Below are 25,055 nucleotides of genomic sequence, written 5' to 3'. Positions count from 1 at the left end.
TTGGTAAGGTCTTTTGTTTGTCCTAGTCCTAGCTTTGTCCAAGCTAATATTAGTTTACTTTATTTGGTGATAAATGTAAAAAGATTATTCGACGTTTTCTTCATTTTTTTTTTATAATTTTCGAAAGAAAACTTACCGATTGGATCGCTTTTTTAGCTAGTGTAAAAACGTAACTTAATTCCTAATATTGGAAGCCACATCAAGTTTTTCTCTGCTACTAATTTACACTCTCTAAATATGCTAAAAGTTTATTAACCTAAAAGTTCTGTTTTTAATTGTTCCGATGAATTATTCCACATCTCTTCATTGTGTGCTTTAAGAAAATCAGCTAATAATGTACGAGACTTTTCATCCATATGATCAACCATTAATTTTCGTTTCATCGCTTTATCCATTTTATTTACATGATCAGGAAGAAGTTTATATCCCCTTCTAGCTTCGCGGTCAACTGTCATATAGCAACCAGTTACTCCTGCATAATAAGGTCCGCTTTCAGTTCTTTCAGTTGCTACCCATACTAACCAATATGGTTTTCCATTAGGAACCTCTTCCTCTTTTGTTAAGAATTTAATCCCTTTTTCAACTGAACTTCTTGCGTGCATTGCACCGATATCTACAAAAACATCATTCTCTTGTATATCAATAAAGACAGGAGAGATATTTTCTAAACTAATCGCCCCAACACCAAAACCGCCATGCCCGCTCGTTGAATCATTTTTTAATATATTGAATCCTAGTGATTTCTTTTTTGGTTGTTCAGACATCGTTAGCCTCCTAATAGTAAATTACATAATTAATGTTGTAACAATTGAATTAATCCAGTGGAAAACTGAAGGTATAGCAAACTCGAAAATTGGTTGTATTGTATAGTTATCTAAAGGAGTTAATACTAAAACTAAGAACACAAATGCTCCATACTGCTCATATTGTGACATTTTTGCGCGAATATCATTAGGTGCTAAATCTTCTATGATCCGATATCCATCTAATGGTGGAAGAGGAATTAAGTTGAATACAAATAGCACAATATTCATTTGTATGAAAATACTAAAGAACGAATTTAAAGTAATCGTTAAAGCCTCTGGGAAAGAATGAAAAAATCCATACTTTAATAGTAATGCATAAACGATTAATCCAAGTGTTGCCAATATAAAGTTACTTATTGGACCTGCTGCAGTTGTTAGAATCCCTGCTATTCTTGGATTTTTAAAGTTATGGCGATTCACTGGAACTGGTCTTGCCCAACCAAAGCCTAATATAATGATGGCAATCGTTCCGAAAATATCTAAATGTTTAAATGGAGAAAGAGTTAGCCTGCCTTGTTTTTTTGCCGTGTCATCCCCAAATTTATAAGCTACATATGCGTGTGCAAATTCGTGAACTGATAGTGAAATTGCGACAACTAGTAATATTAATGGTATATCTTTTAATGGATATTGAAAAAATGATCCCATTCTTGACTCCTCTCAAGAAATAATTGTTTTTGTGACTGCTAATTATTGAACTCTTTAATAAAAGTTTAAATTATTGATGGTGATTTCTTCAATGTTAATGATTTAACCGTTATTATTCTGACTTCCTGAGTTATAATAAAAATGACAAAACTAAGGAGGTCATATTATGCCATACGTTACAGTAAAAATGCTAGAAGGTCGCTCTGAAGAACAAAAGAAAGCTTTAGTAGAAAAAGTTACTGCTGCTGTGAGTGAAACAACAGGCGCACCAACTGAGAAGATTGTTGTTTTCATCGAAGAGATGACAAAAAATCATTATGCAGTTGCAGGCAAACGCCTTAGTGACGAATAGAAATTCTTACATACATTAACAGTAAACGGAACTAAAATCCGTTTACTGTTTTTATTATTGTTTCTCACACTACCAAGCAATTTGAGTATCTTCAATCGAATAAGCTTATCTTCTTTTAGCTCCTGCTATTTCTTCAATCATTTCAATTACTTTCTTTTTCTTCTCATCAGGGTTTGTATAGATTAAATCATAAGGGAAAAATAACTTAGAATCGAATAATTCTTTCCCTGTTATTCCATCGACTAGCTCTGATTTACGGGAGATTTCTTTTAAATCACCGTTCGTTTGCAACAATAATATTGGCTTCTTACCGTCTTCTTCACCATATCTAAAATAATCATAAGCCTCATCTGAGATCGTATCAATGACTAAATAGTATTCTGAATCAATATCTATTTCTAAAAATAGCTTCTTTAGTTCAGCAAATTTTTCAGTATGAGTTTGTGTGTCAAAATCGACATATTTAAATAAATTCCGATTCAAGAAACGTTGACATAGATCGCTCAAGATTTCGTCGGACTCTTCTTGCCACACTTGAAAATAATACAGAAGTACAGATTCGTCTAATTTAATATATTCGTCTAAATCAATCTTCCCTTCAAAAAGATGATCGAAATGAACTGGTACATAATTAAAATGATAACCTGACTCATGTAAATATTTAGCTCTTTGTAATATTTTTAGTAAAACTGCTTCAGCACTTCTAGACACTGGATGAAAATAAACCTGCCAATACATTTGGTATCGACTAATTAAATAATGCTCAACGGCATGCATACCTGATTGTTTAATAACGACGCCATCAGGACGAGGACGCATAATTCTCAATATACGTTCCATATCGAAATTACCATAGCTCACTCCAGTGTAATATGCATCTCTAAGAAGATAGTCCATACGATCAGCGTCAATCTGACTTGAAATCATACTTGTAACGAGCTTATTTTTCGAAGTTTTCTCAATGATTTCCGAAACCTGCTTAGGAAAGTCATCTCCAACCTTTTTTAAAATTTTATTAATTTCCGTTGTACCCTCTATAATTTCTCTAGTTAACTCTTCATGGTCTAAATTAAATATCTTCTCAAACGTATGTGAAAAAGGCCCGTGACCAACATCATGCAACAACCCAGCACAAAGAGCTAATAAACGATCATCCTCATTCCATTCAGGACGGCCTGAAAATACATCATCTACCATTCGCCTTATAATTTCATAAACGCCAAGCGAATGAGTAAATCGACTATGCTCAGCTCCATGAAACGTAAGATATGTAGTACCGAGCTGCTTAATTCTTCTTAGTCTCTGAAATTCCTTAGTTCCAATTAAATCCCAGATAACTTGATCTCTTACGTGTATATAACGATGTACTGGATCTTTAAATACTTTTTCCTCATATAGCTTTTGGAAACGATATGTCATATGTTGGCCCCCTTTCAATATGTACACTATTTCTTTATATGCTAAATTACTTGTTATCTGAACATGTCTCTTTTATTTCTATGATCTATAGTAAGCGACACTTTTTATTGTTCTAATCGTTGCGAAAGCTTTCTCCACATTTCGTATTGTCTAGCTACAGGCGTTAGCCCCTTGAGGTCATAAGCCGAATTCCAATTCAGGTAAAAATCAACCTGCTTTGGAATTCGTCTTATGCTTTTCGGGGCTGAGCAAACGCCTTTCGTATTTCTTTACTATTATATCAAAAAAACGCTCCTAAAGATGAAGGAACGTTTAATTCTTACCTAGTTTTGACTTTATCTTAACAAGTAGATCATCTTCGTTTGGAGCAGATAATGGACGGTTATTGACAAAGCAAAACGATTTTTTTCGTCCTGGTCCACAATAAGATTGGCATCCGATTTTAACCTCTGCGTCTTCATCTATTCGTTTTAAGCGAGGGACTAAAGTCTTAATATTCGTCGCCTGGCAATCATCACATATTCTAAATTCGTTTGACATTTTTTTTAAACAATCCTTTCTGTTCTTTATTGAACATACTTAGCAGTAATTTTACTCGTTCCCAAAAAGACATGCAAGTTTTCCTAATAAATCACACTCAAATAGTATTCTACTATTTTTTGTATAGTTTTCTATTTTTTTGTCCAAACTTCTATTAATCAGCTAGAAATTAAGTGAATTAATAATTGAATAAAAGAAAGTTGAGGGGAAATTTCTATGATGAAATTAAGACAAGATGCCTGGACTGAAGAGAATGATTTACTTTTAGCGGAAACTGTTTTACGCCACGTGCGCGAAGGAAGCACCCAGTTGAATGCCTTTGAAGAAGTTGGTGATGTATTAGAACGTACTTCTGCCGCATGCGGTTTTCGTTGGAATGCTGTAGTTCGTTATAATTATGAAAAAGCACTTCAATTGGCAAAAAAATTCCGTAAAGAAAAGCTTCGACACGCTAAAGGCGAGGATGCTAAGAAAAAATTATTATATACACCTTCTGAATCTAGTTATATACAAACAGATGTATCTAGTAATTTTGATCGTTATTTAAATGATGAGCAAGATTTAGAATATGGTGTTGAACTTGGTCAAGAATTTGAATCTTTTGTGGAAACTAATGATCAATTTGAAACAGACGCAGACGATGAGGTATTACATGATGAAGAACCAAAAACTGAAATTTTTTCAAATATTCCTTTAGTACAAAGTCAATACCAAGCACAGGCTTCACCACTTTCACCAAGTAATACAAGAAAAAGTTCAATTACAATGTTTGACGTGATTCAATTTTTACAAGGCCTTTCTAGTAATCAAATTGGTAGTGATCGCTTAGTCCGTGAGAATGATCAGTTAAAAAGAGAGCTTATGCAATTACAGGAACGAAATTCACAGTTACAGAGACAAGTAGAAAAGCTTGAAAAAGACGCTACTACTGTTCAAGAAGACTATGAAACAATGATGAAAATAATGAATCGCGCTAGAAAATTAGTATTGTTTGAAGAGGAAGAGAAACCAGCAGCAACATCCTTTAGAATGGATAAGAACGGAAATTTAGAAAAAATTGCAGAATAACATAATCTGTAGAAGAATAAAGAAACGAGTTCTTAAATTAGAACTCGTTTCTCTATTTTTAGTTATAAAATGTATTTACGGGTAGTCCCTATAATCTATTAATTTCCTAAAAATGACTTTTTAAAGAATGCTAGCTGTTTGTCCAGCGTTACAGGGTCACTAAATGATGCGCCGTTCCCAGTCATTTCATATACGTGATTATTTTTTACCGCAGGAATCGATTTATATGTATCTGTCTTTTTGAAGGAAATATCTGCATTTGCATACTGACTTATAATGATATAATCCCCTGCATATTGCGGTAGCACCTCTGTAGAGAGTGTGTAATATCCGTCCTTTAATGCTACTTCTTTTACTTTTTCAGGCATTTTTAATTTCATAGCTTGATAAAGTATTTCAGTTCCACGAGCCCAGTTATTGCCGAATACGTAAAGCTGCTTATCATATGATTCGAATACCGATACTGTAGCATCTTGACCAATTTTAGCGCGAATTTCATCTCCAGTTTTTTCAGCGCGTTGCTTGAAGTCATCAACCCATGTTTTTGCTTCTTTCTCTTTGTTTAAAAGCTTACCAATTTCTACATGCTGTGATAAATAGTCTAATTTACCCCATGTGTAAGTCACTGTTGGAGCAATCTCTTTCAATTTATCAATATTTTTAATATTTGATAATCCAATAATTAAGTCTGGCTTTAATTCAATAATTTTTTCTAGATTATCATCAGATACTTCCGCTACGTCTTTTAATTCTTTCTTAAAAGTTGGATTATTCTTTGACCAAACATCTACCCCAACGACATTAACTCCTAGGGAAATAACATTACCAGTAAAACCTGATAGTAGAATCACGCGTTTTGGATGTGTAGGTACTTGAACTGGTCCTGTTTCAGATTGGTATGTAAATGTTTTTGCGTGATCGTTTTTACTTGTCGTACTAGCCTTCTGATCTGAAGAATTATTGCTACATGCACTTATGATTAAAACAAAAACTAAAATAAACGGTAATAATAATTTTTTCATTTGTTTCTCCTTTTTACGATTATACAACTCCGAATTAATTGATAACGATTATCATTTTCATTACTTAATTTACTATAATTAGGATTTAATGTATTGTCAATCAATAGTTAATATTTAGAATATGAAGTTTTTTTACTTAGTTAAAAATCGTGCTAAAATAAGGAAATAAACGCATAAACGCAAGGGGCTTTATTTAATGAATCAATATTTAAATCGATTACAAAATGATGAAATACGCTTTATAGACGGCTCAACTTTAGGACCTTCCTTTGAAGCAAAACAATCTTTTGCATTAGATGACACATTATGTACAAAAATCGGAAGACTGGAGTCTCCTCCAACAATCAGAACATGGGTGCACCACAATACTATTGTTCTAGGTATACAAGATACTAGATTACCGAATTTAGTGAATGGTGTTAATTATCTTAATAGCCAAGGTTATAAAGCAATTGTACGAAATTCAGGTGGGCTTGCAGTTGTATTAGACGAAGGTGTTTTAAATATTTCACTAATTTTTCCGGAGGCTGAACATAAGCTTCAAATTAATGATGGTTATGAAATGATGTATGCATTAATTCAAGATATGTTTAAAGACTTAACTGATAAAATAGTCGCAAAAGAAATCGTTGGATCCTATTGTCCTGGAGATTTTGATTTAAGCATCGATGGAAAGAAATTCGCAGGGATTTCTCAACGCCGTATACGTAAAGGCGTTGCCGTCCAAATATATTTATGTATTAACGAGAGTGGTTCGAAACGTGCTTCCATTGTCAAAGACTTTTATGAGATAGCGATCAATAACCAAGAAACATCATTTAACTACCCTACCATTATGCCAAATACAATGGCATCACTTAGCGAGCTATTATTAGCTGAAATTACCGTTACAGATACAATGAAGAGACTGTTACAATCTCTAATTAAATTGACCCCTAAACTAACTCCTAGCTCTTTATTTGGTGATGAAATAGATTTATATAATTACCATTTGCAACGAATGATTGACCGTAACTCGGAAATAAGTTCGATGCAAGAATGTTAAGAGAAGGATAAGGATGTAGAAGAACCACAAGATTACTTTTTCTTGTGGTTTTTTGTATTTTCAAATTTGGTTTATATCTCCATGCCATCAAACTAAAAAAGAGTGCTCAAAAGTCCAAAGACTCTCGATCACTCTTTCTATATATCAAAGAAGAAAAATTCGGTCTACCCTTACAGTGACTGAGCAGCTGTAATGATTGATAATTTATAAACATCTTCACTGTTACAACCACGAGATAGGTCATTAACAGGCATATTTAATCCTTGTAAGATTGGTCCGATTGCTTCGAAATTACCTAAACGTTGAGCAATTTTATAACCAATGTTTCCTGCTTCTAAGCTTGGGAATACGAATGTATTAGCATCACCTTTAATAACTGAATCTGGTGCTTTACTTTTTGCTACAGATGGTACAAACGCAGCATCAAACTGGAACTCGCCATCTAAAGTTAATTCTGGCGCAAGTTCTTTTGCAATTTTAACCGCTTCAGCAACTTTTTCAGTTTCAGGTGATTTTGCTGATCCTTTTGTTGAAAAGCTTAACATTGCAATTTTTGGTTCAATATCAAATAATTTTGCTGTTTTTGCACTTTCAATAGCAATTTCAGCTAAGTCTTGGCTATTTGGTGCAATGTTAATCGCACAGTCTGCAAATACGTATTTTTCATCTTCACGAACCATGATAAATACACCTGATGTTTTTGTAACGCCTGGTTTAGTTTTAATAATTTGAAGTGCCGGACGTACTGTGTCCGCAGTTGAATGTGTTGCACCACTAACTAGTCCATTCGCTATATTTGCATAAACTAGCATTGTTCCAAAATAGTTTGGATCTAATAATGCTTTACGTGCTTGTTCTTCTGTTGCTTTTCCTTTACGACGCTCAACAAAAGAAGCAACTAGTTCTTCCATTTTTTCATAAGTTGATGGGTCTAAAATTTCTACTCCTTGAAGCTCTAAACCTAAACTACTTGCTTTTTCTTTAACGCTTTCTACATTACCTATTAATATCGGTTTTAATACTTCTTCTTTTGCTAGTCTATCAGCTGCTGTTAAGATTCTCTCATCTAAACCTTCTGGTAAAACGATTGAAATACCTTTACCTGATACTTTTTGCTTAATACTTTCAAATAGATTACTCATAATAGCCTCCAACATATTTAAAATTATTTTATTTGTCTATAATTAGAATAAAACCTTTTTAGAGTAATGAAAAATATAATATATTTAATAAAGCGCTATCATTTAAAGTAAATTAATTCCTAATTTTCTAAATAAATTAGGTTACTGTATAATTTTGTATGTTTTTACAAAATACTTTTAATTGTAGTATGCTATATAAATGAAAATCAATACGATAACGTTTGGGGGATTTAAAATGAGTGAAGCTGCAAAAACTTTAGATGGTTGGTATTGTTTACATGACTTTAGAAGTATGGATTGGCATGCTTTTAAACAATTAAGCAGTGATGAGCGTCAATTAGCTATCACAGAATTCCAACAAGTATTCTCAAAATGGAATCAAGTTGCCGATGCTGGTGAAGGTAGCCATGCTATTTACAATATTTTAGGTCAAAAGGCAGATATGATGTTTATGGTTTTACGACCTACTATGGATGAATTACTACATATTGAAACAGAAATAAACAAAACTACACTGTCTCAATTTATGATTCCTACTTATTCATACGTTTCTGTAGTTGAATTAAGTAATTACTTAAGCGAAGAAGATGGCGATCCATATCAAAATCCTCATGTTCGTTCTAGACTTTACCCTGCATTACCAAAATCTCAATACGTATGCTTCTATCCAATGGATAAAAAGCGTGAAGGTGAAGATAACTGGTACATGCTTCCTTCAGGAGCTCGTAAAGAAATGATGTACAGCCACGGAAAAATTGGACGTGGTTACGCTGGAAAAGTTAAACAAATCATTACTGGTTCAGTTGGTTTTGATGATTACGAGTGGGGCGTTACACTATTTGCTGAAGATGTACTTCAGTTCAAAAAATTAATTTATGAAATGCGCTTTGATGAAGTAAGTGCACGTTATGGTGTATTTGGTTCATTCTTTGTTGGAACGATCTTAAAAGAAGACGCATTCTCAAAATATCTTTACGTATAATTGAATACTTAGGGTATCCTCTATATACGATCAGTCATAGTATATAAATTAAAAGACTTCTCTTTTTGAGAAGTTTTTTTATTTCCCTTTTGGAAAAGGTGTCATATGTTTCTTTCAATTTTAATATAGTTACAGTAGTGAACGAACTAATTAGTCCTCGCTTTCCGATCACCTTTTGGGATTCGTGCAGAGTATTTAACTCGGATGAGGAGGCTTTTTTATGGCTGTAATTCGTTATACCGAAGCTGAAGTTTCATTGCTTGCAAGATTAATGCGTGCTGAAGCTGAAGGCGAAGGTAAAGAAGGTATGTTAATGGTTGGAAATGTCTGTGTTAACAGGGTATTATGTGACTGCTTAGATTTTAGAGATATTCGGAGTCTAACAGATATGGTTTATCAGAATCCTGGTGGTTTTGAAGCCGTGCAAAAATCATACTTTTATCAACGTGCACGCGATCAAGATATTGAACTTTCTAGAAAAGTAATAGCAGGACAACGTTTTTGGCCTGCAACTTATGGCCTATGGTTCTTCCGCCCAGCAGGCTCATGCCCAGGAACTTGGTTTAACCAAAAACTAGCAGGAAGATATAAGTCACATTGCTTTTACCAACCAACTTCTCAAGATTGTCCTAAAGTTTACAGTGTTTAAAACGATTTAACTAAGGGAGGTTTTTTCTTTGAGTAATCCTTTCGAATATTATCAAAATATTTATCGTGCGGCCCAACCTACCCAGGGACAAGGGCAACAAACTGGGCAAGGGCAAGGGCAAGGGTTTGCAGCTCCATCAGGTGGCATGATCACTCAGCAGGGTCAAGTGTCAGCTACACCTGGTCTCTTTGAACAATCATATGTCGAAAATATTCTTAGAGCTAATCGTGGGAAAGTTGCTACGGTTTATATGACATTCACTGGACACCAACAACAAGTATTCGTCGGGTATATTATGGGGGCAGGACGTGATCATATTGTACTCAGAGATGTAAATTCAACAAAAACTTTCGTATTACTGACAATTTACTTAGACTACGTCACATTTGACGAAGAAATAGCTCTCCCTTATCAACTTTAGAAAAAAAGTGTTCAATACAGTGCAAAATCGCACTACTATTGAACACTTTTTTTATTTCATAACTGAAATACCTACTAAGATCCAAGCAACCAAAAATGCTAATCCTCCTAATGGAGTGATTGCACCTAGTATTTTAATGCCAGATACACTTAATATGTACAAGCTTCCTGAGAATAAGATTATTCCTATTACCGATAACCATCCAGCCCACATTAATTGAGTTGATGATCCATATTTATCAATTAAAAATGCGATAATAAATAATCCACCTGTTTGGAACATTTGATATTGAACAGCTTTATGCCAAACTTCTAGTGATTTCGCTGAAATTTTCCCCTCAAGTCCATGTGCTCCAAATGCACCTAATGCGATAGATAAAAATGCAAAAATACTACCAAACAAGAAAAATAACTTCACTTCTTCTCCCCCTATATCTTAAAAATCTAATAATGATCCGCCTTGTTCCGAATCATCTATTTTAGGCATAACAGACGGCTGAGACATAATAGGCTGACTTGGTATTGATTGAATAAAATTACTAGTTATTACACTTTTGATAACCTCTACACTACTCTCATCTTCAAGAAGTAGCTCGCATAAAGAACGAATACTCGCTATTCTTTCTCGAAATTGACCTGGCTTTTGTGTATTTACTTTCGCCTTTTGTAACTCATTTTCAATTTGCTGGATTACTTTTTCTACACTGATATTCAGATAAATCACCACCAAACTTTTTTAACACAATCCAATAAACTTTATTATACTATGGCTTTTTTATGAAAGCGAATAACAACCAAATTAAGCACTATTTTAGTCGAACGGTGGTATACTAAAAAGGTTAATTTTAGGAGGTAATTTTTTTGGACTATAAAATGATTGTATTAGACATCGATGACACACTTTTGACAGATCATCATGTGATTTCTCCACGAACTAAAGAAGCTTTACTAAAAGCACAAGATATAGGTGTTAAAGTAGTATTAGCATCTGGTAGACCAACCTTTGCAATGCATAAGCTGGCAGAAGAACTATTACTTCATGATTATGGTAGTTATGTTCTATCATTTAATGGTGGAATTATTACTGACTATCGAACTAAAAATAATGTTTATGAATGCGCATTAACAAAAGACCAAGCCCATGAACTTTACGAAATTAGTAAAAAACATAATGTGTTCGTTCATACATATATTGAAAATGATATTATTACTGAACAAGGCAATCAATACACTGATATTGAAGGCGAGCTTACAGGTATGCCTATAAAAGAAGTAAGTAGTTTCACCGGTCATGTACAAAATGACGTAGTAAAATTATTAATGTTAGAAGATCCAGAAAAACTAGCTCAAGTTGAAAAAATTCTCCAAAAAGAGCTCGAAGGTAAAATTAGCGTCATGCGCTCGAAACCATTCTTCTTAGAACTAACGAATATTGAAGTAGATAAAGGAAAAAGCCTTAATCATTTAATTCAAATTCTAGGAATTCGCCAAGATGAAGTCATCGCTGTAGGTGACGGATATAATGACCTTCCGATGATTAAATTCGCAGGACTAGGTGTAGCAATGGGGAATGCTCCAGAAGAAATTAAGCAACAAGCAGACTATGTAACTGCCACTAATAATGAAGATGGTGTGGCACAAGTTGTTGAGAAGTTTATACTGAATAATCAATAATGATGTGATCATAGTAAACGTATGATAACCCGCAAGAATGATGGGTTATCTTTTTTTATGTATTGAAATTTTGTGTGTTTTTCATGTTGTTTAGGCGAACACTAGGTGAACAATATTGATAAAGTTGTGAACCTCGTTGATATATGGCTAGATCTCGTTGATATAGTGTTTAATTCCGTTGATATATGATCAAATCTCGTTGATATTTCGGTATACTCATGAAAAACCCACTTGATTATTAGAGTGAACATCCCCCTCTTTAACAGATACAAGCGTCTTATCAACAAATATTCCGGTTTTATCAATAAAACTTTCTATTTTATCAACAAAAACAACTACTTTATCAATAAAGTTCACAGCTTTATCAACAAAATACACAAGGTGTTCGCGTTTTCCCTACGGAATCAAAAGAAGCTGCCTCATAAGACAGCTTCTTTTTTGATATTGATATAACTACCTTACTGCCCAATCAATTGCTTCCATTTGAAACTCTTCTAATTTTTGATTAATTTGTGAAAATGGTTTACTTCCAAAGAATCCTCTACTAGCAGATAATGGGCTCGGATGGTGGGCTTTTAATATTACATGATGGCTACTTGTAATTAATTCTTCTTTTGCTTGGGCGTGTTTTCCCCATAAAACGAAAATAATCGGACGTTCGTGTTTATTTAATTCAGATAAGATTGTATTTGTAAATACTTCCCACCCTTTATTTTTGTGCGAGTTGGGCTCTCCTTCGCGAACTGTTAGAACCGTATTCAATAACAAGATGCCTTGATTTGCCCAATTATTTAAATAGCCGCTTGTTGGGATCTCTATGCCTAAATCACTGTTTAGTTCTTTATAGATATTTCTTAAAGAAGGTGGTATTTTTACTCCTGGTAATACAGAAAAGCTTAATCCATGCGCTTGACCTGGTTGATGGTACGGATCTTGTCCTAAGATGACCACTTTACAATCTTCATATGAACATTCATTTAACGCTTGAAATAAATGATCTTTCTCAGGATAAATGGTTTGATTTTTATATTCTTCTTCTAGAAAACGCATTAAATCTTTAAAATATGGTTTGTCAAATTCTGATTTTAATTTTTCTCTCCACTGTGACGATAGTTGAAGCAATGAAATACCACCTTTCCTGACGAAATTTCCCGAGAAATAGTCTTTATTTGTTGTTTATTGTCGTTGTCCCCAACTCAATAGAATAGTTGAATTAATAAAATTGCTAATAGTATTTGAAAGCCTACAATACTCAGTGCGTATAGCGATAGTAATTTCCCTTGTTTAATAATTCGTTTTAGATTTACGTTCAATCCTATAGCAGCCAGTGCAGTAATTTCAAGCAAGTGACTTGTATTATTAGAAATAGTTGCAGCCCAACTTGGTAGCACTCCTAAACTATATAAAACACACATAATCACAAAACCAATTACATACCAAGGAAATTGGATTCTTACTTTTTCAACTGAGTCCTCAGTAGGTAAATTTCTTCTCTTTATATTCGATAAACTGAACACTACAAAAACAAGAAAAACTACTCGAATTAATTTAAATAAAGTCGCATAATTTTTTACCTCATCGTTCACCAAACTACCGCTGGCAACAACTTGACCAACTGATTGTAAGGTGCTCCCGATTAACGCAGAAGTCGGTAATGTTTGCGAGTGATATAAAACAGAAGCGATAACAGGCAGGATAAACATTAAGACTGTTCCCATCATATTTACAAGTGTCACTGCCAAGCCTTTTTCTTCTTGAGTAGCGTGAATAGCAGGAGCTGTGGCACCAATTGCTGATGAGCCACATACTGCATTTCCACTTGCCATTAAATAACTAAAGTTCAATCCAAAACCTAATTTTTCGCCGACCCAAATCGTAAAAATGATCACAAAACACATTTGAGTTACGATTAAAATAATGCCTTTTAAACCCAGTAAGCTTATCATTTGAACACTTATAGTTGCTCCTAATAAAAAAATTGAAATCTCCAATAATTTACTTTCTGCAAACTTTCTACCGCCTTCAAAATAAGACTTTAAGTGAACAGTATTACCGATTAAAAGCCCTATTAGAATTGAAAATGTAGCCGCTCCTATTGGCAATATATAAGAAAGTGATTGACTAACAAGCGCGATAATAAGACAAATAACTAACCCTGGAATAATCTTCAAAACATTCCCCATAATAATCTCCAAGTTTTCACTATAATATTTAATTCTATCCTTCATTATTATGTAACGAAAAAAGAAATTCGACAATATTCTTGTCGAATTTCCAAATTTACCATATAAAAAATTTACTCTTTATCGTAGCTTGAAGCTTCTACAATGTACTGAGGTCTTCTCTTTGCTTCATAATATGTCTTTCCTAAATATTCACCTAATACACCAATCATTAATAGTTGGACTCCTCCAAATAACATAATGAAATTGGAAATTGTATATAAGCCAGGTATTCTGATCCCTACCAAAAGTACTTTAAAACTCATCATAATAAAGATTAAAAGACTAATGCCAATTAATAGTAAACCAATTTTAGTTAACAATCTCAATGGCCTCGTATTAAAACAAAGAATATACTCAATCGACCTTTTCATAGAATCAAGCTTCTTTACTTCTGACTCTTTATTAATTATTCTTGACGTGATTTCATATTCGATTTCTTTTATTTTAAATCCAATCCAATTAAACATACCTTTTGAATAACGATTTGATTCAGGCATACTTAAAATTGCATTAACTACCTTTCTGCTTAACAAACGAAAGTCAGATTCATTTTGCAAAATGTCAGGATCAACAAATTTTCTAATGAATTTCTCAACAATGCCTTTTTTCGCTTTTTTTAGAACTGAATTCTCTAATTTTTTTGAGGCAAGTACATGGTTATTACCCTTTTTGTATTCATCCATCATCTCAAGAATAACGTTTGGTGGATGTATAAAGCTTCCATCCATTAACACGACTACCTCACCTTTTGAGTGTTCAAGACCAGCGCACAGTGCACCTTCTCTTCCAAAGTGACGAGTAAACGAGATATATTTCAAATGATTGCTATGGTTTGCAACAACTTGAAGTGCTAATAATGTATCATCTTCACTTCCATCGTTTATATATATAATTTCATAATCGTCTTTAAGTAATTTTAATGTATTTGATAAGTTAACGTGAAATCTTTCTAAATTTTCTCCACTGTTATAACAATAAACTACAACTGAAATTTTCAAACTAAACACCTACTTCTCCTAAAAGCTATGAAATGATAACTTTTATCTATGTTATAGCACTTGGTGAAACAGTTCAATCATTTTAATTTGAATTTGTATTTTTTGGCAACTAATGAATGAGTTTACTTTTTTTAGAAAGATCCACTATTTTACTAGCTCTTTTATTAATTGGCGCTTTAAAAACTACACCTATTATAATTGCAATAATGACAAATAGGGCTAGTGTCAGAAGATCCCTTTGAACGGTATTCCAAATGATTCCACCGGTAGCCTCTCTTAACAAACTTAGTGCATAAGTAAACGGTAGAAATGGGTTGATTGTTTGGAAAAATGGCGGAGTTACTTGAATTGGGTAGACTCCCCCAGCACCAGATATTTGAAGAACTAGGAAGATTATACCGATGCCTTTCCCGACATTGCCAAAGACCGAAACAAGCGTATAAACAATCAATGTAAATACGATGCTAATCAATAGTCCGAAGAAAATAAAATAACCTTTACTTGCTGCATATGTTCCTAAAATTAGGAAATTGCCAGTAGTTACGACTAGTGTTTGAAATATACCAATCGAAATGAAAGTTAATAATCTCCCAAAGTAAATTTCCCTACTTTTATAAGATTTCTCTTCATGAACTTCTGTGGTTAATAAAGAAACCATTAATAATGCGCCTACCCATAATGACAAAGTCGTATAAAAGGGTGTCATTCCTGTCCCATAATTCGGTATTGGGAAAATCCGCTCTTTCTTTATTTCAATTGGACTTGAATAAAAGTCACTTACTTTTTCGATATCTGTCCGAAGAAAATTTATTAAATCCTCGATACTACCTTTTTCTTCGGCTTTTCTAATCTCATTAGCTAATTTTTTAATTTTTGTTTCAATGACCGGGAATTCATTAATTAATTGTTGTATATCACCCTTTTTTGTCTCTAATAAATGGGATGTACCAGCAAGTACCCCTTTAATGATCGGTATATTATTTTTAGCATCAGTCAATATCGTCTGGCTATTTTTAATGGATTCATTCACTAATCTCGATGCCTCATTTAGCTTTGGCACAAAATCTTGGTCAAAATTTGAATTTAAACTCGCTAACGTGTTATTTATATTAGTTGCTCGATCGTTCATTTTCTGAAGCAAATCCGTAGGCACATTGCCACCGTTTTGAATTTCCCTTTTTATTTGATCATTTTCACTTTGAATTGTCGCTAGGTCTGCATCTAATTGTTTTAGTGCGTTAATATCTTTATTGAAATTTACTGTAGTATTTAGACTATTAAACGATTGAAGCACTTGAATTAAAGAGGGAATGATATTTCTTGAATTTGGTAAAATTTGTCCCATTTCATCTGATAGCCTAGTTGACTCATCAGGATTAATACCTTGATTCTGCATTTGTGATATAGTGCTTTGAATGACGGCTGATTGGCTTTGGAGTAGATTAAGGGTCTGTTTAATAAATGGAATTGCATTATGTATCGATTGATTAACTTGATTAAAAAATCCATTTAAACTACCCGTAAGCTTCTCACCATTTGAAACGATCTGATTGATCAGTTCAATATCTTTATTAGCTGTTTGAATGACTCCTTGTACTTTACTGTAATCATTTAATGCTTTATTTACTTCAGATTTTATTTCAGGCAAGTCTTTTTCTAGCTTAAAAATCATTCGCTCAAATTGTTTTATTTCAGGTAAGTTCGTTTGCAAATCAATTCCTATTTTATTAAATTCCTGTAGTACTTCTTTGCTGACGGTCTTTTCAAATTTCTTTGTAATCTCGCTCGCAATACCTGTTGCACCTTTTTCCGTATATTTCGGAGCAATAATATTAAGCTTTTCATTTACTTGATAAACGAGTTCAGGTTTTTTTGGATTGTCTGTTAATACCGTACTAATTTTCTCGGAAAAATCTTTCGGAATCATAATGCTAGCATAATATTTCCCTTGCTTGACCCCTTCATTTGCCTTATCCCTACTTGTAAATCGCCAGCCTAGTGTAGGACTTTCTTTTAATGAATTGATTACTTCATTTCCGATATTTATCCTATTATTTAAAACAGTTGCACCTCTGTCCTCATTTACGACTGCAATCTTTAAGCCCTTCGTGTTTCCATACGGATTCCACGAAGACTTAATATTAAACCATGCATACATTGAAGGCATGATAATTAAGCCAGCGATAATCATTAAAGCTGCCCAATTAGTTACAATTCGTTTCACATCGCGAAAATAAATCTCAAAAATTGAATTCATCTATAACTCACCTAATCTTAAATAAAGTTGAAAGTACTTAGAATGAAGGAGTTTGGCTAGGAAAAGAGACTGAAGCAATCTCCACATTCTTTCCTTATTGTTCTTCTTTTCTTCATGCCTTGATTTAGAAAAGAAATTAATTTCATATAGTATGCAATAAAAAATTCATAACTATTCTAGAAAGCAAGGATAGGAGAAATCAAAAATAGCTTAATAAAAAAAGACCTTCGCTTTAAATTAGCGAAAGTCTTCTAATAAATCCTTATTTTAAGTTTACTCCCATCTAAACGTACGAGCAGCGATTAAGAAGCTCACAACCATCCAGACGCACAACCAACCGAAGTCAGGGAGTAGATCTCCAAAGGTTGCTCCGACATTCATAATATCTCGCATCGCTGTTGATAAATGCGTAATCGGAATTGTTTTTATAATTGGCTGTAAATATTCGGGCATATTATTGATTGGGAAAAATACTCCACCTAAAAACATAAGCGGGAACGATAAGAAACCTGCAATTGGTCCAGCACTCTCTGGACTTTTTGCTAGACTTGCAATAATAAAACCAATACTCATAAACGTTAATGTGCCTAATATTACAAACAATACAACTAATAAAAATGACCCTCGAATACTGACATCGAATCCAAAATAGCCAATTAAAAGCGTTAAAATTGCTTGTAAGCTATTTAATATTAGTCTAGCTGTTATTTGTGCTGCAATAAATGTAGAGGCCCTTAATGTAGTGCCTTGCATCCTTCTTAAAACGCCTCGCTCTCTCCACGATGCAATTTGGCCTGCGACACCATTCATATTGTTATTCATGATTTGCATTGCAATAATTCCAGGTACTAGAAAATCTAAGTAGGAAAGTGTAATCCCGGCTACACCTTTAAAGTTTGTAACAATTTTTGGCGTGTATCCTGCCATTTGTTTACTTGCGGCATCCACATTTGCTGTAATTGTAGCAATTCCCCCTTGGAGCTGGGCCGAATTACTTTCGTTATAAAGTACTTTTAATTGAGCAGGTGCAGTTTGTTGTTTAGATTTCACCTGATCTTGAAAGCCTTTGTTAATGACGATGACAAAATCAGTTTTTCCATCAGATAATAATTTTTTTGATTTTAATTCATTCGTTTTTTTATGAATTTTTAGCGATTTCTGGCTATCCAAAACTGAAGTAATCTGTTTACTTGCTTGAGATTTGTCATAGTCAATTAAATTTACCGAATAGCTAGTTGTATTCCCATCGTTAAATATTAGTCCGAAAATAATCATAAAGAAAAATGGAAACAGTAGTGTCCAAACTAGGGCTTGACGATTACGCACATAAATTCGAAGTTGTGCTAAAGTCAATTGATAATAAGCCTTCATTCTTCACGTAACCCCCTTCCAGTCATGTGTAGGAATACATCCTCAAGAGTAGCGGTTCTTGTTGATAAATCAGAAATCGTCATATCTTCTTGTTTTGTTTGCTCTAATAAAGCCATTAAAGTAGCTTGAAGATTACGCGTATACAATGTAACGAAATCATGATTTATGACAACATTCATTACACTATCTAAATGTGTAAACTTATCTTCTTGCTCTGGCGATTTAGTTTTAAATTCAATCGCACTTTCAGCGGAGATTGAACTAACTAAATTGTTTGGTGTATCAAGAGCAATTAATTTTCCTTTATCCATAATGCCGATTCGATCAGCTAATACATGAGCCTCATCCATGTAGTGAGTTGATAATACAACTGTTTTACCGCGTTCTTTTAGCTTTAAAATGATGTCCCATAATGTTCTGCGAGCTTGAGGGTCAAGTCCCGTAGTTGGCTCATCTAAGAATATAATTTGAGGGTCATGAATCAACGCTAACGCGATCGCTAATCTCTGCTTTTGTCCTCCAGATAGTCCCTTTACTAGACTATTTTGCTTTTCGGTTAATAGCATTTCATCAATCAATGGTTGAATTGGGATATGACTTGGATAGAAGCTAGCGTACATCTCAATGATTTCTTTTACTTTTAACAAATCGAATAAAGATGTCGACTGAAGCTGTATACCAATCTCTTGTTTTATTTTATTTGAGTCCTTCCCAATCTTATGCCCTGCAATCGTAGCAACTCCTTCATCTGGCTTTCTTAAGCCCACAAGCATTTCCATTGTTGTAGATTTGCCAGCTCCATTTGGGCCAAGCAATCCAAAAACTTCACCTTTTTCAACTTCAAAACTAATTCCATCTACTGCATAGAAATTTCCATAACGCTTTTTAAGGTTTTCAACTTCAATAATTGAACTCATTGTTTTATCTTCACCTCGTCTAATTAACTATTTAAAAGGAATACTCTCTCTTTTTTTAATCAGCTTGCTAAGTATATAATGCAAAAATTAATTTATTTGTCGAAAAAGATAAACATTAATAATTTTTAATGAAAAAATTACATTTTTTTCCATCTGTTCTTATTCCATACTATACAAGACTTCTAAAACAATTAGTACCATTTATGTAATAATCATTTACATTTTATAACTTTATTGTAACGTCCATGTTGTCACTCTGTAATACTCATCGTTTACAATATGTTGGACATAAAACAAATAAAATGGCTATGTTTTTTTTGTTGGTATCTTTTACACGGCCATAAAAACAAGGTGATAAAAATGAGAATAGAACGAGAAAAATGGTTGGATGTTGCCAAAATGATCGGTATCTTTTTGGTTGTTTATGGTCATTCTACAGAAGGTCCGAATTCTATTACTTTTATTTACTGGTTCCATATGCCCCTATTTTTTATTATTAGTGGCTATTTATTTAAACCAGTTAATTCTGTCAGTGAACTGAAATTTTTTATTAAAAAACTAACATGTAGATTGCTAGTACCTTATTGTACGTATTTAGTACTATTTAGTTTATATGACATTACAACAGAGGTACTTAGAGGTACGATTAGTACTTCAAACTTATTAAATGAAGTAATTTCATTAATAATCGGTGGTAGATTTATTACAGGAGTGCATGGCGTATTCTGGTATGTAACATGTTTATTTATTACACAAATACTTTTTGCAGTAATCTGTTTATATTTTAAAAAGAATATTGTTCGCCTTTCCATTGTGATCGCTTGCTATTTAATTGCGCATTTTGAAACAATTAAATTAATTCCACATATCGGTAAAAACACCTTTAATCAAATTTCGATTCCATGGAATATGGATGTCGCTTTACTAGCGATATTCTTTTTAGGACTAGGTTTCTTTGCAAAAAAATTTATTGCATCTATTTCTAACTTTATTGGTATTTCATGTATCTCGTTAAGTATTTTTTATATGACATTATATAAAATGAATAAATTAGATTATCATTTAAGTCTTAAATATTTAAGATATGATCATTTATTTTTAGATGCATTAATTCCAATTACGATGACCATTGCAGTGTTATTTTTATGCCAAAAGCTCGCGAAGCTACAATTCGTACAACCATGCACAATCTTTGGTAAAGAATCACTAACAATTATGTATATCCATATTTTTGCGAATGCTGTTATTTCGCAGTTTTTCGATTATGGTCCGTTATTGTACACAGTCATTGGCTTAGCCGTTCCTATGTTGACTAAGAAATTTATTATTGAATCTCAGCCTACGATAAAGCCGTTCTTTATTGGTTTAAATGTAAAGCGTAAGCAAAATTTAAAAGTAAGAACAGCATAAAAAAAATAGCCCGAGGGCTATTTTTTTTATTTTAAAGTAACAACAGCTGCATCAGTACCTTTTTGGACTGAGCCAGTAGCTGTAATATTAATATTTTCTAGTACATCTCCATTTGTAAAGATCACTGGAGTAATTGTACTCTTTGCATTTTCTTTTATGTAATCTATGTTGAATGTTAATAGGTGATCTCCTGCATTAACATTTTGTCCTTCAGTTACATGTGCGTCGAAGCCTTCACCGTTAAGTTTAACTGTCTCTAATCCAACATGAATTAAAATCTCTACGCCATCTTTTGAACGAATTCCAATCGCATGTTTTGTATGGAATACTTGTACAATTTCTCCGTCAAAAGGAGCAACAACAACACCTTCTGAAGGTGTAATAGCGAACCCATCACCCATCATTTTTTCAGCAAATACCGGATCTGGTACATCTGATAGTGGGTGTACTTCTCCAGTTAATGGTGCCTTAATTGCAACTTGTTTAGCTGCAGGAGCAGATGCTTGAGTAGTACCGTCTTGCTGTTCTTCCTCTAAACCGAACATTTTCTTTAGTTTGTTAAACATAAAACTCACCTTTTCTTTAAAATAGATTCCAATCTTATCATTATCTTTTCATAGAAAATAATACTAATTATCCTAACAGAAAAAACACTTTTTTGCCTAATAAAAAGTGAACTTTTATTGAAATATTAATCAAATTGTATTTTGTCTTCAATAAAAGACATGAAATTCCTTCATTTTCTCACTTTCCAGCTAGTTTCTACAAAATAACAATATTTGATAAAATGACAATGTACAATTACTATTTAGGAGCGATTATATGACAGAAATGGTTCCACTATTATTCACTTTAGAAAATAAAAGGGTAACGATCATCGGTGGAGGGCAAATTGCTTTTCGAAAGGCAAAAGCATTTTTGAAAAGTGGCGCAACTATTACCATTATTAGTCCTCAAATATGCGAGGAATTAAGAAATTTACCTACTATTAAGCTAATGAATAAGTATTTTGAAAAAGATGACATAAAGGACGCTCATATTGTTATTGCAGCGACAAATGATAAAAATACAAATAAATTTATTAAAGATTGTATGACAGACTTCCAATGGTTTAATGATGTTAGTGATCAAAGTAATAGTGATTTTCATACTCCTGCCGTGGTGCGTAGAGGTGACCTCGTCGTTTCAGTCTCAACATCAGGTAAAAGTCCAGTTCTTTCCAAAAAGATAAAAAAGGAGCTAGAAAATTATTTTGAGGATCATTATAGCGAAATTGTAAACGAATATGCGATCGAACGAAAAAAACCAGCCATTGAGTAATCTCCAATGGCTGGCCGGCCTTACATATTATTACTGTTTTTTAAGCTTTGCTAATGCTTCTGCAAATGGATTATTAAATGGCTCATCTTCTTGCTTGTTTTGTTTGTTTAAATATTTTTGAACGTCACGTTTAGAAACTTTACTATTTTTTTCTTTTGAGCGTCTCTCTTTAAAATTAGTAAGCTTTTCTCTATGCCCACATGAACATGCAAAAATTTGACCTTCTCCCTCACCTCTAAGTTCTAAGCGCTTGAAGCATTTAGGGCATCTAGCGTTTGTAGACTGTGAGATTGTTTTACGATGACCACATTCTCTGTCCTGACAAACTAACATTTTTCCTCGTTTACCATTTACCTCAAGCATCAGTTTTCCACATTCAGGACATTTAGTACTCGTCATATTATCATGCTTAAATTTTTGTTCAGTTTGTTTTATTTCTCGAACAGCATCTGAAGAAAATTTAATCATTTCATTCATAAATGTAGACTTAGCTAAATTCCCTTTAGAAATAGCTTGAAGTTTTTGCTCCCAATTAGCCGTTAATGCAGGTGATTTCAAAGCTTCCGGCACAAGGTTTAATAATTGTTTCCCTTTATTTGTTATGAAAATATCTTTTCCCTTTTTTTCAATTAAAAAGCTACTGAAAAGTTTTTCAATGATATCTGCTCTTGTCGCAACAGTTCCTAAACCGCCCGTCTCGCCAATCGTTTTCTTCAAATCATTACTATTTCCAGACATAAACTGTACTGGGTTTTCCATCGCACTTAAAAGCGTGGCTTCATTAAAATACGCCGGTGGCTTCGTAAATCCTTTTGTCTCAGTTACTTTTGTAATCTGGAAATTTTCCTTTTCATTAATGATCGGCAGCCTTTGGTCTTCCGTATTATCATTTTCTTCTTCGTCCTTAAAGACTTCTTTCCACCCTAAAGAGATAACCCTTTTTCCTTTAGCAACAAATACCTCATTATCAACTTCTGCGACAACTTTTTCTTGTTCATATACATAAGGAGGTAGTAGCACTGCTAAAAATCTTCTAACGATTAGTTCATATATTTTAATTTCTTTTGAAGAAAGTTCACTAATGATCGGTGCCTGCTCTGTCGGTATAATCGCATGGTGATCAGTTACCTTATTATCATCAACAAATGATTTATTAGCTTTAATCGGTTGATTTGTTAGCTTCATAATGATTTTGCCATAAGGCTTTATGTTACATGCTAATAAGCGTTCCTTTAATGTATCAACTAAGTCCGATGATAAGTATCTTGAGTCAGTTCGTGGATACGTAACAATTTTATGCTGCTCATAAAGCTTTTGCATAATCGATAAAGTTTCTTTAGGAGAAAAATTGAATCTTTTATTAGCCTCTCTTTGAAGCTCTGTTAAATCATAAAGCTGCGGCGCAAATGATTTCTTTTCAGCTGTTGAAACTTCTCTAATCTTCAATTGCTTTCCTTTTATAGCTCCAACAATTTTTTGTAATTCTTCAGATGTATTAATTCTTGAAAGATTCGATTTACGATCCTGCCACGTGAAAACTACATTATTTGCTACTACTTGAAGCCCATAATAAGTTTGTTGTTTAAACTCTCTTATTTCTTTTTCACGCTCTAAAATCATCGACAATGTAGGAGTTTGAACCCTACCACACGAAAGTTGCGCATTATGCCTACAAGTTAGTGCTCTTGTTGCATTTATTCCCACAATCCAGTCTGCCTCGGCTCTAGCCACAGCAGAAAGATATAAATTTTCATATTCCTTACCACTACGCAAGTTTTCAAAGCCTTTTTTTACAGCCTTATCTGTTGCAGAGGAAATCCACAGCCTTTTAATAGGTTTGTTCACCTTCGCCATTTGAAGGATCCATCTAGCAACAAGCTCACCTTCTCTACCTGCATCCGTTGCAATAATAATTTCCGAAACATCTTTTCTTAATAACTGTGTTTTAACAGCTTGGAATTGCTTGCCAGTCTTTTTAATAACAACTAGCTTTAATTTATCTGGAATCATCGGCAAATCTTCTAAATTCCATGATTTATACTTATTATCATAACCTTCTGGATCAGCTAAAGTTACAAGATGCCCTAATGCCCAGGTTACAATATATTTTTTTCCTTCTAAAAATCCGTTACCTTTTTGATTGCACCCCAGCACTTTCGCTATATCTCTAGCAACTGAAGGTTTTTCTGCTAATACTACAATTTTACTCATATCATACTCCTTAATATTTTTACAATTTCCTTATATCTAACTTTAACACTTCTAATTATTTAAACAAAATCTAACTAACTTTGATTTAATGACTCTATTCATCATCATATTATCTTTCGAAAATTGTCCACATTTGGAAACGAAACTACATGCTTCTAGCATATATAACAAGACAAAATAATGAAAAGTTTTACAAAAAATTCTATTTATTTAATGAGAAAAGAACATGTATTAATATGACTTCCTATTTACTGCTTACACTTATTTTAAGTTGTATTCTTATTTTTGTTTCTACTTTTCTATTTAGAAAAAGGCTACACTTTCGATTTATTGTTCCATTGGTAATTTCAATTATTGGTGTGGTTATAATCTTTCTTGGCATTGTAATTGGTGGTTGGAATGGGATGGGATTAAGTGCATTTGGATTTTCTCTCTTTTTAGCCTCTCCAATAGTCTTCATGGCAATTACGCTCATAACTTTCACATGGAATCACAATAATTGATCATTCGACTTAGTTTGCTTTTTTGCAGAAAAATGACGTTTTATTTTACTAAAAAAACAAAGGATTCCATCCCTTA

Annotated in this window: 26 protein-coding genes; 10 read left to right on the top strand and 16 right to left on the bottom strand. The window is 33.3% G+C overall.

The genetic code is table 11. From position 1 onward, the window contains the following. Window positions 1–251: 251 nt before the first annotated feature. Window positions 252–764 (bottom strand): YwhD family protein, encoded by a 513-nt coding sequence (locus CN601_RS16375; RefSeq protein WP_098171665.1) that lies wholly within the window; start codon window positions 762–764, stop codon window positions 252–254. A 21-nt stretch (window positions 765–785) separates the two neighbouring features. Then, window positions 786–1,454 carry a site-2 protease family protein gene (locus tag CN601_RS16370; protein ID WP_098118982.1) on the bottom strand — a complete coding sequence of 223 codons (669 nt, stop codon included), beginning with the start codon at window positions 1,452–1,454 and terminating at the stop codon, window positions 786–788. Between the two features lie 166 nt (window positions 1,455–1,620). Between CN601_RS16370 and CN601_RS16365 the strand changes: the two genes are divergently transcribed. Continuing rightward, window positions 1,621–1,806: a 2-hydroxymuconate tautomerase gene (locus CN601_RS16365; RefSeq protein WP_098118983.1), complete on the top strand. Its 186-nt coding sequence runs from the start codon at window positions 1,621–1,623 to the stop codon at window positions 1,804–1,806. A gap of 105 nt (window positions 1,807–1,911) precedes the next feature. On the opposite strand, the gene CN601_RS16360 is transcribed toward CN601_RS16365, so the two are convergent. Both CN601_RS16360 and CN601_RS16355 read right to left on the bottom strand, forming a co-directional pair. After that, window positions 1,912–3,225, bottom strand: a complete 1,314-nt coding sequence (locus CN601_RS16360; protein WP_098171664.1) for an HD domain-containing protein — start codon at window positions 3,223–3,225, stop codon at window positions 1,912–1,914. A 312-nt stretch (window positions 3,226–3,537) separates the two neighbouring features. Then, window positions 3,538–3,765, bottom strand: coding sequence for a YuzB family protein (locus CN601_RS16355; protein WP_098118985.1), 228 nt, complete (start codon window positions 3,763–3,765; stop codon window positions 3,538–3,540). Window positions 3,766–3,984: 219 nt separating this feature from the next. Between CN601_RS16355 and CN601_RS16350 the strand changes: the two genes are divergently transcribed. Then, entirely contained in the window at window positions 3,985–4,833 is an 849-nt protein-coding gene (locus tag CN601_RS16350) for an RsfA family transcriptional regulator (RefSeq protein ID WP_098171681.1), read from the top strand. A 98-nt stretch (window positions 4,834–4,931) separates the two neighbouring features. Here CN601_RS16350 and CN601_RS16345 read toward each other — a convergent pair whose 3' ends face one another. Continuing rightward, complete coding sequence (locus CN601_RS16345) at window positions 4,932–5,855, bottom strand: iron-hydroxamate ABC transporter substrate-binding protein (protein ID WP_098171663.1); 924 nt, start codon at window positions 5,853–5,855, stop codon at window positions 4,932–4,934. Window positions 5,856–6,051: 196 nt separating this feature from the next. Between CN601_RS16345 and lipL the strand changes: the two genes are divergently transcribed. Continuing rightward, window positions 6,052–6,900, top strand: coding sequence for an octanoyl-[GcvH]:protein N-octanoyltransferase (gene lipL / locus CN601_RS16340; RefSeq protein ID WP_098171662.1), 849 nt, complete (start codon window positions 6,052–6,054; stop codon window positions 6,898–6,900). Window positions 6,901–7,070: 170 nt separating this feature from the next. Here the strand turns inward: lipL and pta are convergent, their stop codons facing one another. Then, window positions 7,071–8,042 (bottom strand): phosphate acetyltransferase, encoded by a 972-nt coding sequence (gene pta, locus CN601_RS16335; RefSeq protein ID WP_098118988.1) that lies wholly within the window; start codon window positions 8,040–8,042, stop codon window positions 7,071–7,073. A 235-nt stretch (window positions 8,043–8,277) separates the two neighbouring features. Between pta and hemQ the strand changes: the two genes are divergently transcribed. The 3 genes from hemQ to gerQ all read left to right on the top strand — a co-directional run bounded on the left by hemQ (window position 8,278) and on the right by gerQ (window position 10,094). Next, window positions 8,278–9,024 carry a hydrogen peroxide-dependent heme synthase gene (gene hemQ, locus CN601_RS16330; RefSeq protein WP_098118989.1) on the top strand — a complete coding sequence of 249 codons (747 nt, stop codon included), beginning with the start codon at window positions 8,278–8,280 and terminating at the stop codon, window positions 9,022–9,024. 220 nt (window positions 9,025–9,244) lie between these two features. Then, complete coding sequence (locus tag CN601_RS16325; protein ID WP_098118990.1) at window positions 9,245–9,673, top strand: cell wall hydrolase; 429 nt, start codon at window positions 9,245–9,247, stop codon at window positions 9,671–9,673. A gap of 28 nt (window positions 9,674–9,701) precedes the next feature. Continuing rightward, a complete protein-coding gene (gerQ, locus tag CN601_RS16320; RefSeq protein ID WP_257131725.1) occupies window positions 9,702–10,094 on the top strand; it encodes a spore coat protein GerQ in 393 nt (130 codons plus the stop codon). 51 nt (window positions 10,095–10,145) lie between these two features. Here the strand turns inward: gerQ and CN601_RS16315 are convergent, their stop codons facing one another. Beyond that, window positions 10,146–10,511 (bottom strand): DUF423 domain-containing protein, encoded by a 366-nt coding sequence (locus CN601_RS16315; protein ID WP_098118991.1) that lies wholly within the window; start codon window positions 10,509–10,511, stop codon window positions 10,146–10,148. An 18-nt stretch (window positions 10,512–10,529) separates the two neighbouring features. Then, a complete protein-coding gene (locus CN601_RS16310; protein ID WP_098118992.1) occupies window positions 10,530–10,817 on the bottom strand; it encodes a YwdI family protein in 288 nt (95 codons plus the stop codon). Window positions 10,818–10,954: 137 nt separating this feature from the next. On the opposite strand from CN601_RS16310, the gene CN601_RS16305 reads away from it, so the two are divergent. Beyond that, window positions 10,955–11,767: a Cof-type HAD-IIB family hydrolase gene (locus tag CN601_RS16305; RefSeq protein ID WP_098118993.1), complete on the top strand. Its 813-nt coding sequence runs from the start codon at window positions 10,955–10,957 to the stop codon at window positions 11,765–11,767. A 453-nt stretch (window positions 11,768–12,220) separates the two neighbouring features. Here the strand turns inward: CN601_RS16305 and CN601_RS16300 are convergent, their stop codons facing one another. From CN601_RS16300 to CN601_RS16275, 6 genes are all read right to left on the bottom strand, one after another. Beyond that, window positions 12,221–12,889, bottom strand: coding sequence for a uracil-DNA glycosylase (locus tag CN601_RS16300; RefSeq protein ID WP_098171660.1), 669 nt, complete (start codon window positions 12,887–12,889; stop codon window positions 12,221–12,223). A gap of 74 nt (window positions 12,890–12,963) precedes the next feature. Further along, the gene (locus CN601_RS16295) at window positions 12,964–13,950 is read right to left on the bottom strand and encodes a YeiH family protein (RefSeq protein ID WP_098171659.1); all 987 of its coding nucleotides are present in this window, start codon (window positions 13,948–13,950) and stop codon (window positions 12,964–12,966) included. Window positions 13,951–14,063: 113 nt separating this feature from the next. Further along, window positions 14,064–14,999, bottom strand: coding sequence for a glycosyltransferase family 2 protein (locus CN601_RS16290; RefSeq protein WP_098171658.1), 936 nt, complete (start codon window positions 14,997–14,999; stop codon window positions 14,064–14,066). 100 nt (window positions 15,000–15,099) lie between these two features. Beyond that, window positions 15,100–17,247 carry a YhgE/Pip domain-containing protein gene (locus CN601_RS16285; protein ID WP_098171657.1) on the bottom strand — a complete coding sequence of 716 codons (2,148 nt, stop codon included), beginning with the start codon at window positions 17,245–17,247 and terminating at the stop codon, window positions 15,100–15,102. A gap of 273 nt (window positions 17,248–17,520) precedes the next feature. Continuing rightward, window positions 17,521–18,618 carry an ABC transporter permease gene (locus CN601_RS16280; RefSeq protein ID WP_098171656.1) on the bottom strand — a complete coding sequence of 366 codons (1,098 nt, stop codon included), beginning with the start codon at window positions 18,616–18,618 and terminating at the stop codon, window positions 17,521–17,523. Further along, window positions 18,615–19,535 (bottom strand): ABC transporter ATP-binding protein, encoded by a 921-nt coding sequence (locus CN601_RS16275; protein WP_098171655.1) that lies wholly within the window; start codon window positions 19,533–19,535, stop codon window positions 18,615–18,617. Before CN601_RS16275 ends, CN601_RS16280 begins: the two co-directional genes overlap by 4 nt. Before the next feature lie 360 nt (window positions 19,536–19,895). Here CN601_RS16275 and CN601_RS16270 point away from each other — a divergent pair, with 360 nt between their 5' ends. After that, complete coding sequence (locus CN601_RS16270; RefSeq protein WP_179865578.1) at window positions 19,896–20,945, top strand: acyltransferase family protein; 1,050 nt, start codon at window positions 19,896–19,898, stop codon at window positions 20,943–20,945. A 26-nt stretch (window positions 20,946–20,971) separates the two neighbouring features. Here the strand turns inward: CN601_RS16270 and CN601_RS16265 are convergent, their stop codons facing one another. Continuing rightward, entirely contained in the window at window positions 20,972–21,511 is a 540-nt protein-coding gene (locus CN601_RS16265; protein ID WP_373604985.1) for a PTS sugar transporter subunit IIA, read from the bottom strand. Window positions 21,512–21,767: 256 nt separating this feature from the next. On the opposite strand from CN601_RS16265, the gene CN601_RS16260 reads away from it, so the two are divergent. After that, complete coding sequence (locus CN601_RS16260) at window positions 21,768–22,265, top strand: precorrin-2 dehydrogenase/sirohydrochlorin ferrochelatase family protein (protein ID WP_098119001.1); 498 nt, start codon at window positions 21,768–21,770, stop codon at window positions 22,263–22,265. A gap of 30 nt (window positions 22,266–22,295) precedes the next feature. Here CN601_RS16260 and CN601_RS16255 read toward each other — a convergent pair whose 3' ends face one another. Continuing rightward, on the bottom strand, window positions 22,296–24,476 hold the full coding sequence (locus CN601_RS16255; RefSeq protein WP_098119002.1) for a DNA topoisomerase III: 2,181 nt from the start codon (window positions 24,474–24,476) through the stop codon (window positions 22,296–22,298). A 149-nt stretch (window positions 24,477–24,625) separates the two neighbouring features. Here CN601_RS16255 and CN601_RS28020 point away from each other — a divergent pair, with 149 nt between their 5' ends. Beyond that, the gene (locus CN601_RS28020) at window positions 24,626–24,979 is read left to right on the top strand and encodes a YesK family protein (RefSeq protein WP_098171653.1); all 354 of its coding nucleotides are present in this window, start codon (window positions 24,626–24,628) and stop codon (window positions 24,977–24,979) included. Window positions 24,980–25,055: the final 76 nt, after the last annotated feature.

This window comes from Bacillus sp. AFS017336 (assembly GCF_002555445.1).
In the GTDB taxonomy this organism is placed as follows: domain Bacteria; phylum Bacillota; class Bacilli; order Bacillales; family Bacillaceae_G; genus Gottfriedia.
Note: the sequence above shows the minus strand (reverse complement) of the source record. Positions and strands in the feature narration are given on the sequence as shown.

Excerpts from the sequence above, each read along its gene's own strand:
- CN601_RS28020 (WP_098171653.1), top strand. The coding sequence starts at position 24,626 with ATGCTTCTAGCATATATAACAAGACAAAATAATGAAAAGTTTTACAAA.
- CN601_RS16325 (WP_098118990.1), top strand. The coding sequence starts at position 9,245 with ATGGCTGTAATTCGTTATACCGAAGCTGAAGTTTCATTGCTTGCAAGA.
- CN601_RS16295 (WP_098171659.1), bottom strand. The coding sequence starts at position 13,950 with ATGGGGAATGTTTTGAAGATTATTCCAGGGTTAGTTATTTGTCTTATT.
- CN601_RS16275 (WP_098171655.1), bottom strand. The coding sequence starts at position 19,535 with ATGAGTTCAATTATTGAAGTTGAAAACCTTAAAAAGCGTTATGGAAAT.
- CN601_RS16255 (WP_098119002.1), bottom strand. The coding sequence starts at position 24,476 with ATGAGTAAAATTGTAGTATTAGCAGAAAAACCTTCAGTTGCTAGAGAT.
- CN601_RS16370 (WP_098118982.1), bottom strand. The coding sequence starts at position 1,454 with ATGGGATCATTTTTTCAATATCCATTAAAAGATATACCATTAATATTA.
- pta (WP_098118988.1), bottom strand. The coding sequence starts at position 8,042 with ATGAGTAATCTATTTGAAAGTATTAAGCAAAAAGTATCAGGTAAAGGT.
- hemQ (WP_098118989.1), top strand. The coding sequence starts at position 8,278 with ATGAGTGAAGCTGCAAAAACTTTAGATGGTTGGTATTGTTTACATGAC.
- CN601_RS16355 (WP_098118985.1), bottom strand. The coding sequence starts at position 3,765 with ATGTCAAACGAATTTAGAATATGTGATGATTGCCAGGCGACGAATATT.
- CN601_RS16260 (WP_098119001.1), top strand. The coding sequence starts at position 21,768 with ATGACAGAAATGGTTCCACTATTATTCACTTTAGAAAATAAAAGGGTA.
- lipL (WP_098171662.1), top strand. The coding sequence starts at position 6,052 with ATGAATCAATATTTAAATCGATTACAAAATGATGAAATACGCTTTATA.
- CN601_RS16375 (WP_098171665.1), bottom strand. The coding sequence starts at position 764 with ATGTCTGAACAACCAAAAAAGAAATCACTAGGATTCAATATATTAAAA.
- CN601_RS16345 (WP_098171663.1), bottom strand. The coding sequence starts at position 5,855 with ATGAAAAAATTATTATTACCGTTTATTTTAGTTTTTGTTTTAATCATA.
- CN601_RS16350 (WP_098171681.1), top strand. The coding sequence starts at position 3,985 with ATGAAATTAAGACAAGATGCCTGGACTGAAGAGAATGATTTACTTTTA.
- CN601_RS16270 (WP_179865578.1), top strand. The coding sequence starts at position 19,896 with ATGAGAATAGAACGAGAAAAATGGTTGGATGTTGCCAAAATGATCGGT.
- CN601_RS16265 (WP_373604985.1), bottom strand. The coding sequence starts at position 21,511 with ATGTTTAACAAACTAAAGAAAATGTTCGGTTTAGAGGAAGAACAGCAA.
- CN601_RS16365 (WP_098118983.1), top strand. The coding sequence starts at position 1,621 with ATGCCATACGTTACAGTAAAAATGCTAGAAGGTCGCTCTGAAGAACAA.
- CN601_RS16280 (WP_098171656.1), bottom strand. The coding sequence starts at position 18,618 with ATGAAGGCTTATTATCAATTGACTTTAGCACAACTTCGAATTTATGTG.
- CN601_RS16285 (WP_098171657.1), bottom strand. The coding sequence starts at position 17,247 with ATGAATTCAATTTTTGAGATTTATTTTCGCGATGTGAAACGAATTGTA.
- CN601_RS16360 (WP_098171664.1), bottom strand. The coding sequence starts at position 3,225 with ATGACATATCGTTTCCAAAAGCTATATGAGGAAAAAGTATTTAAAGAT.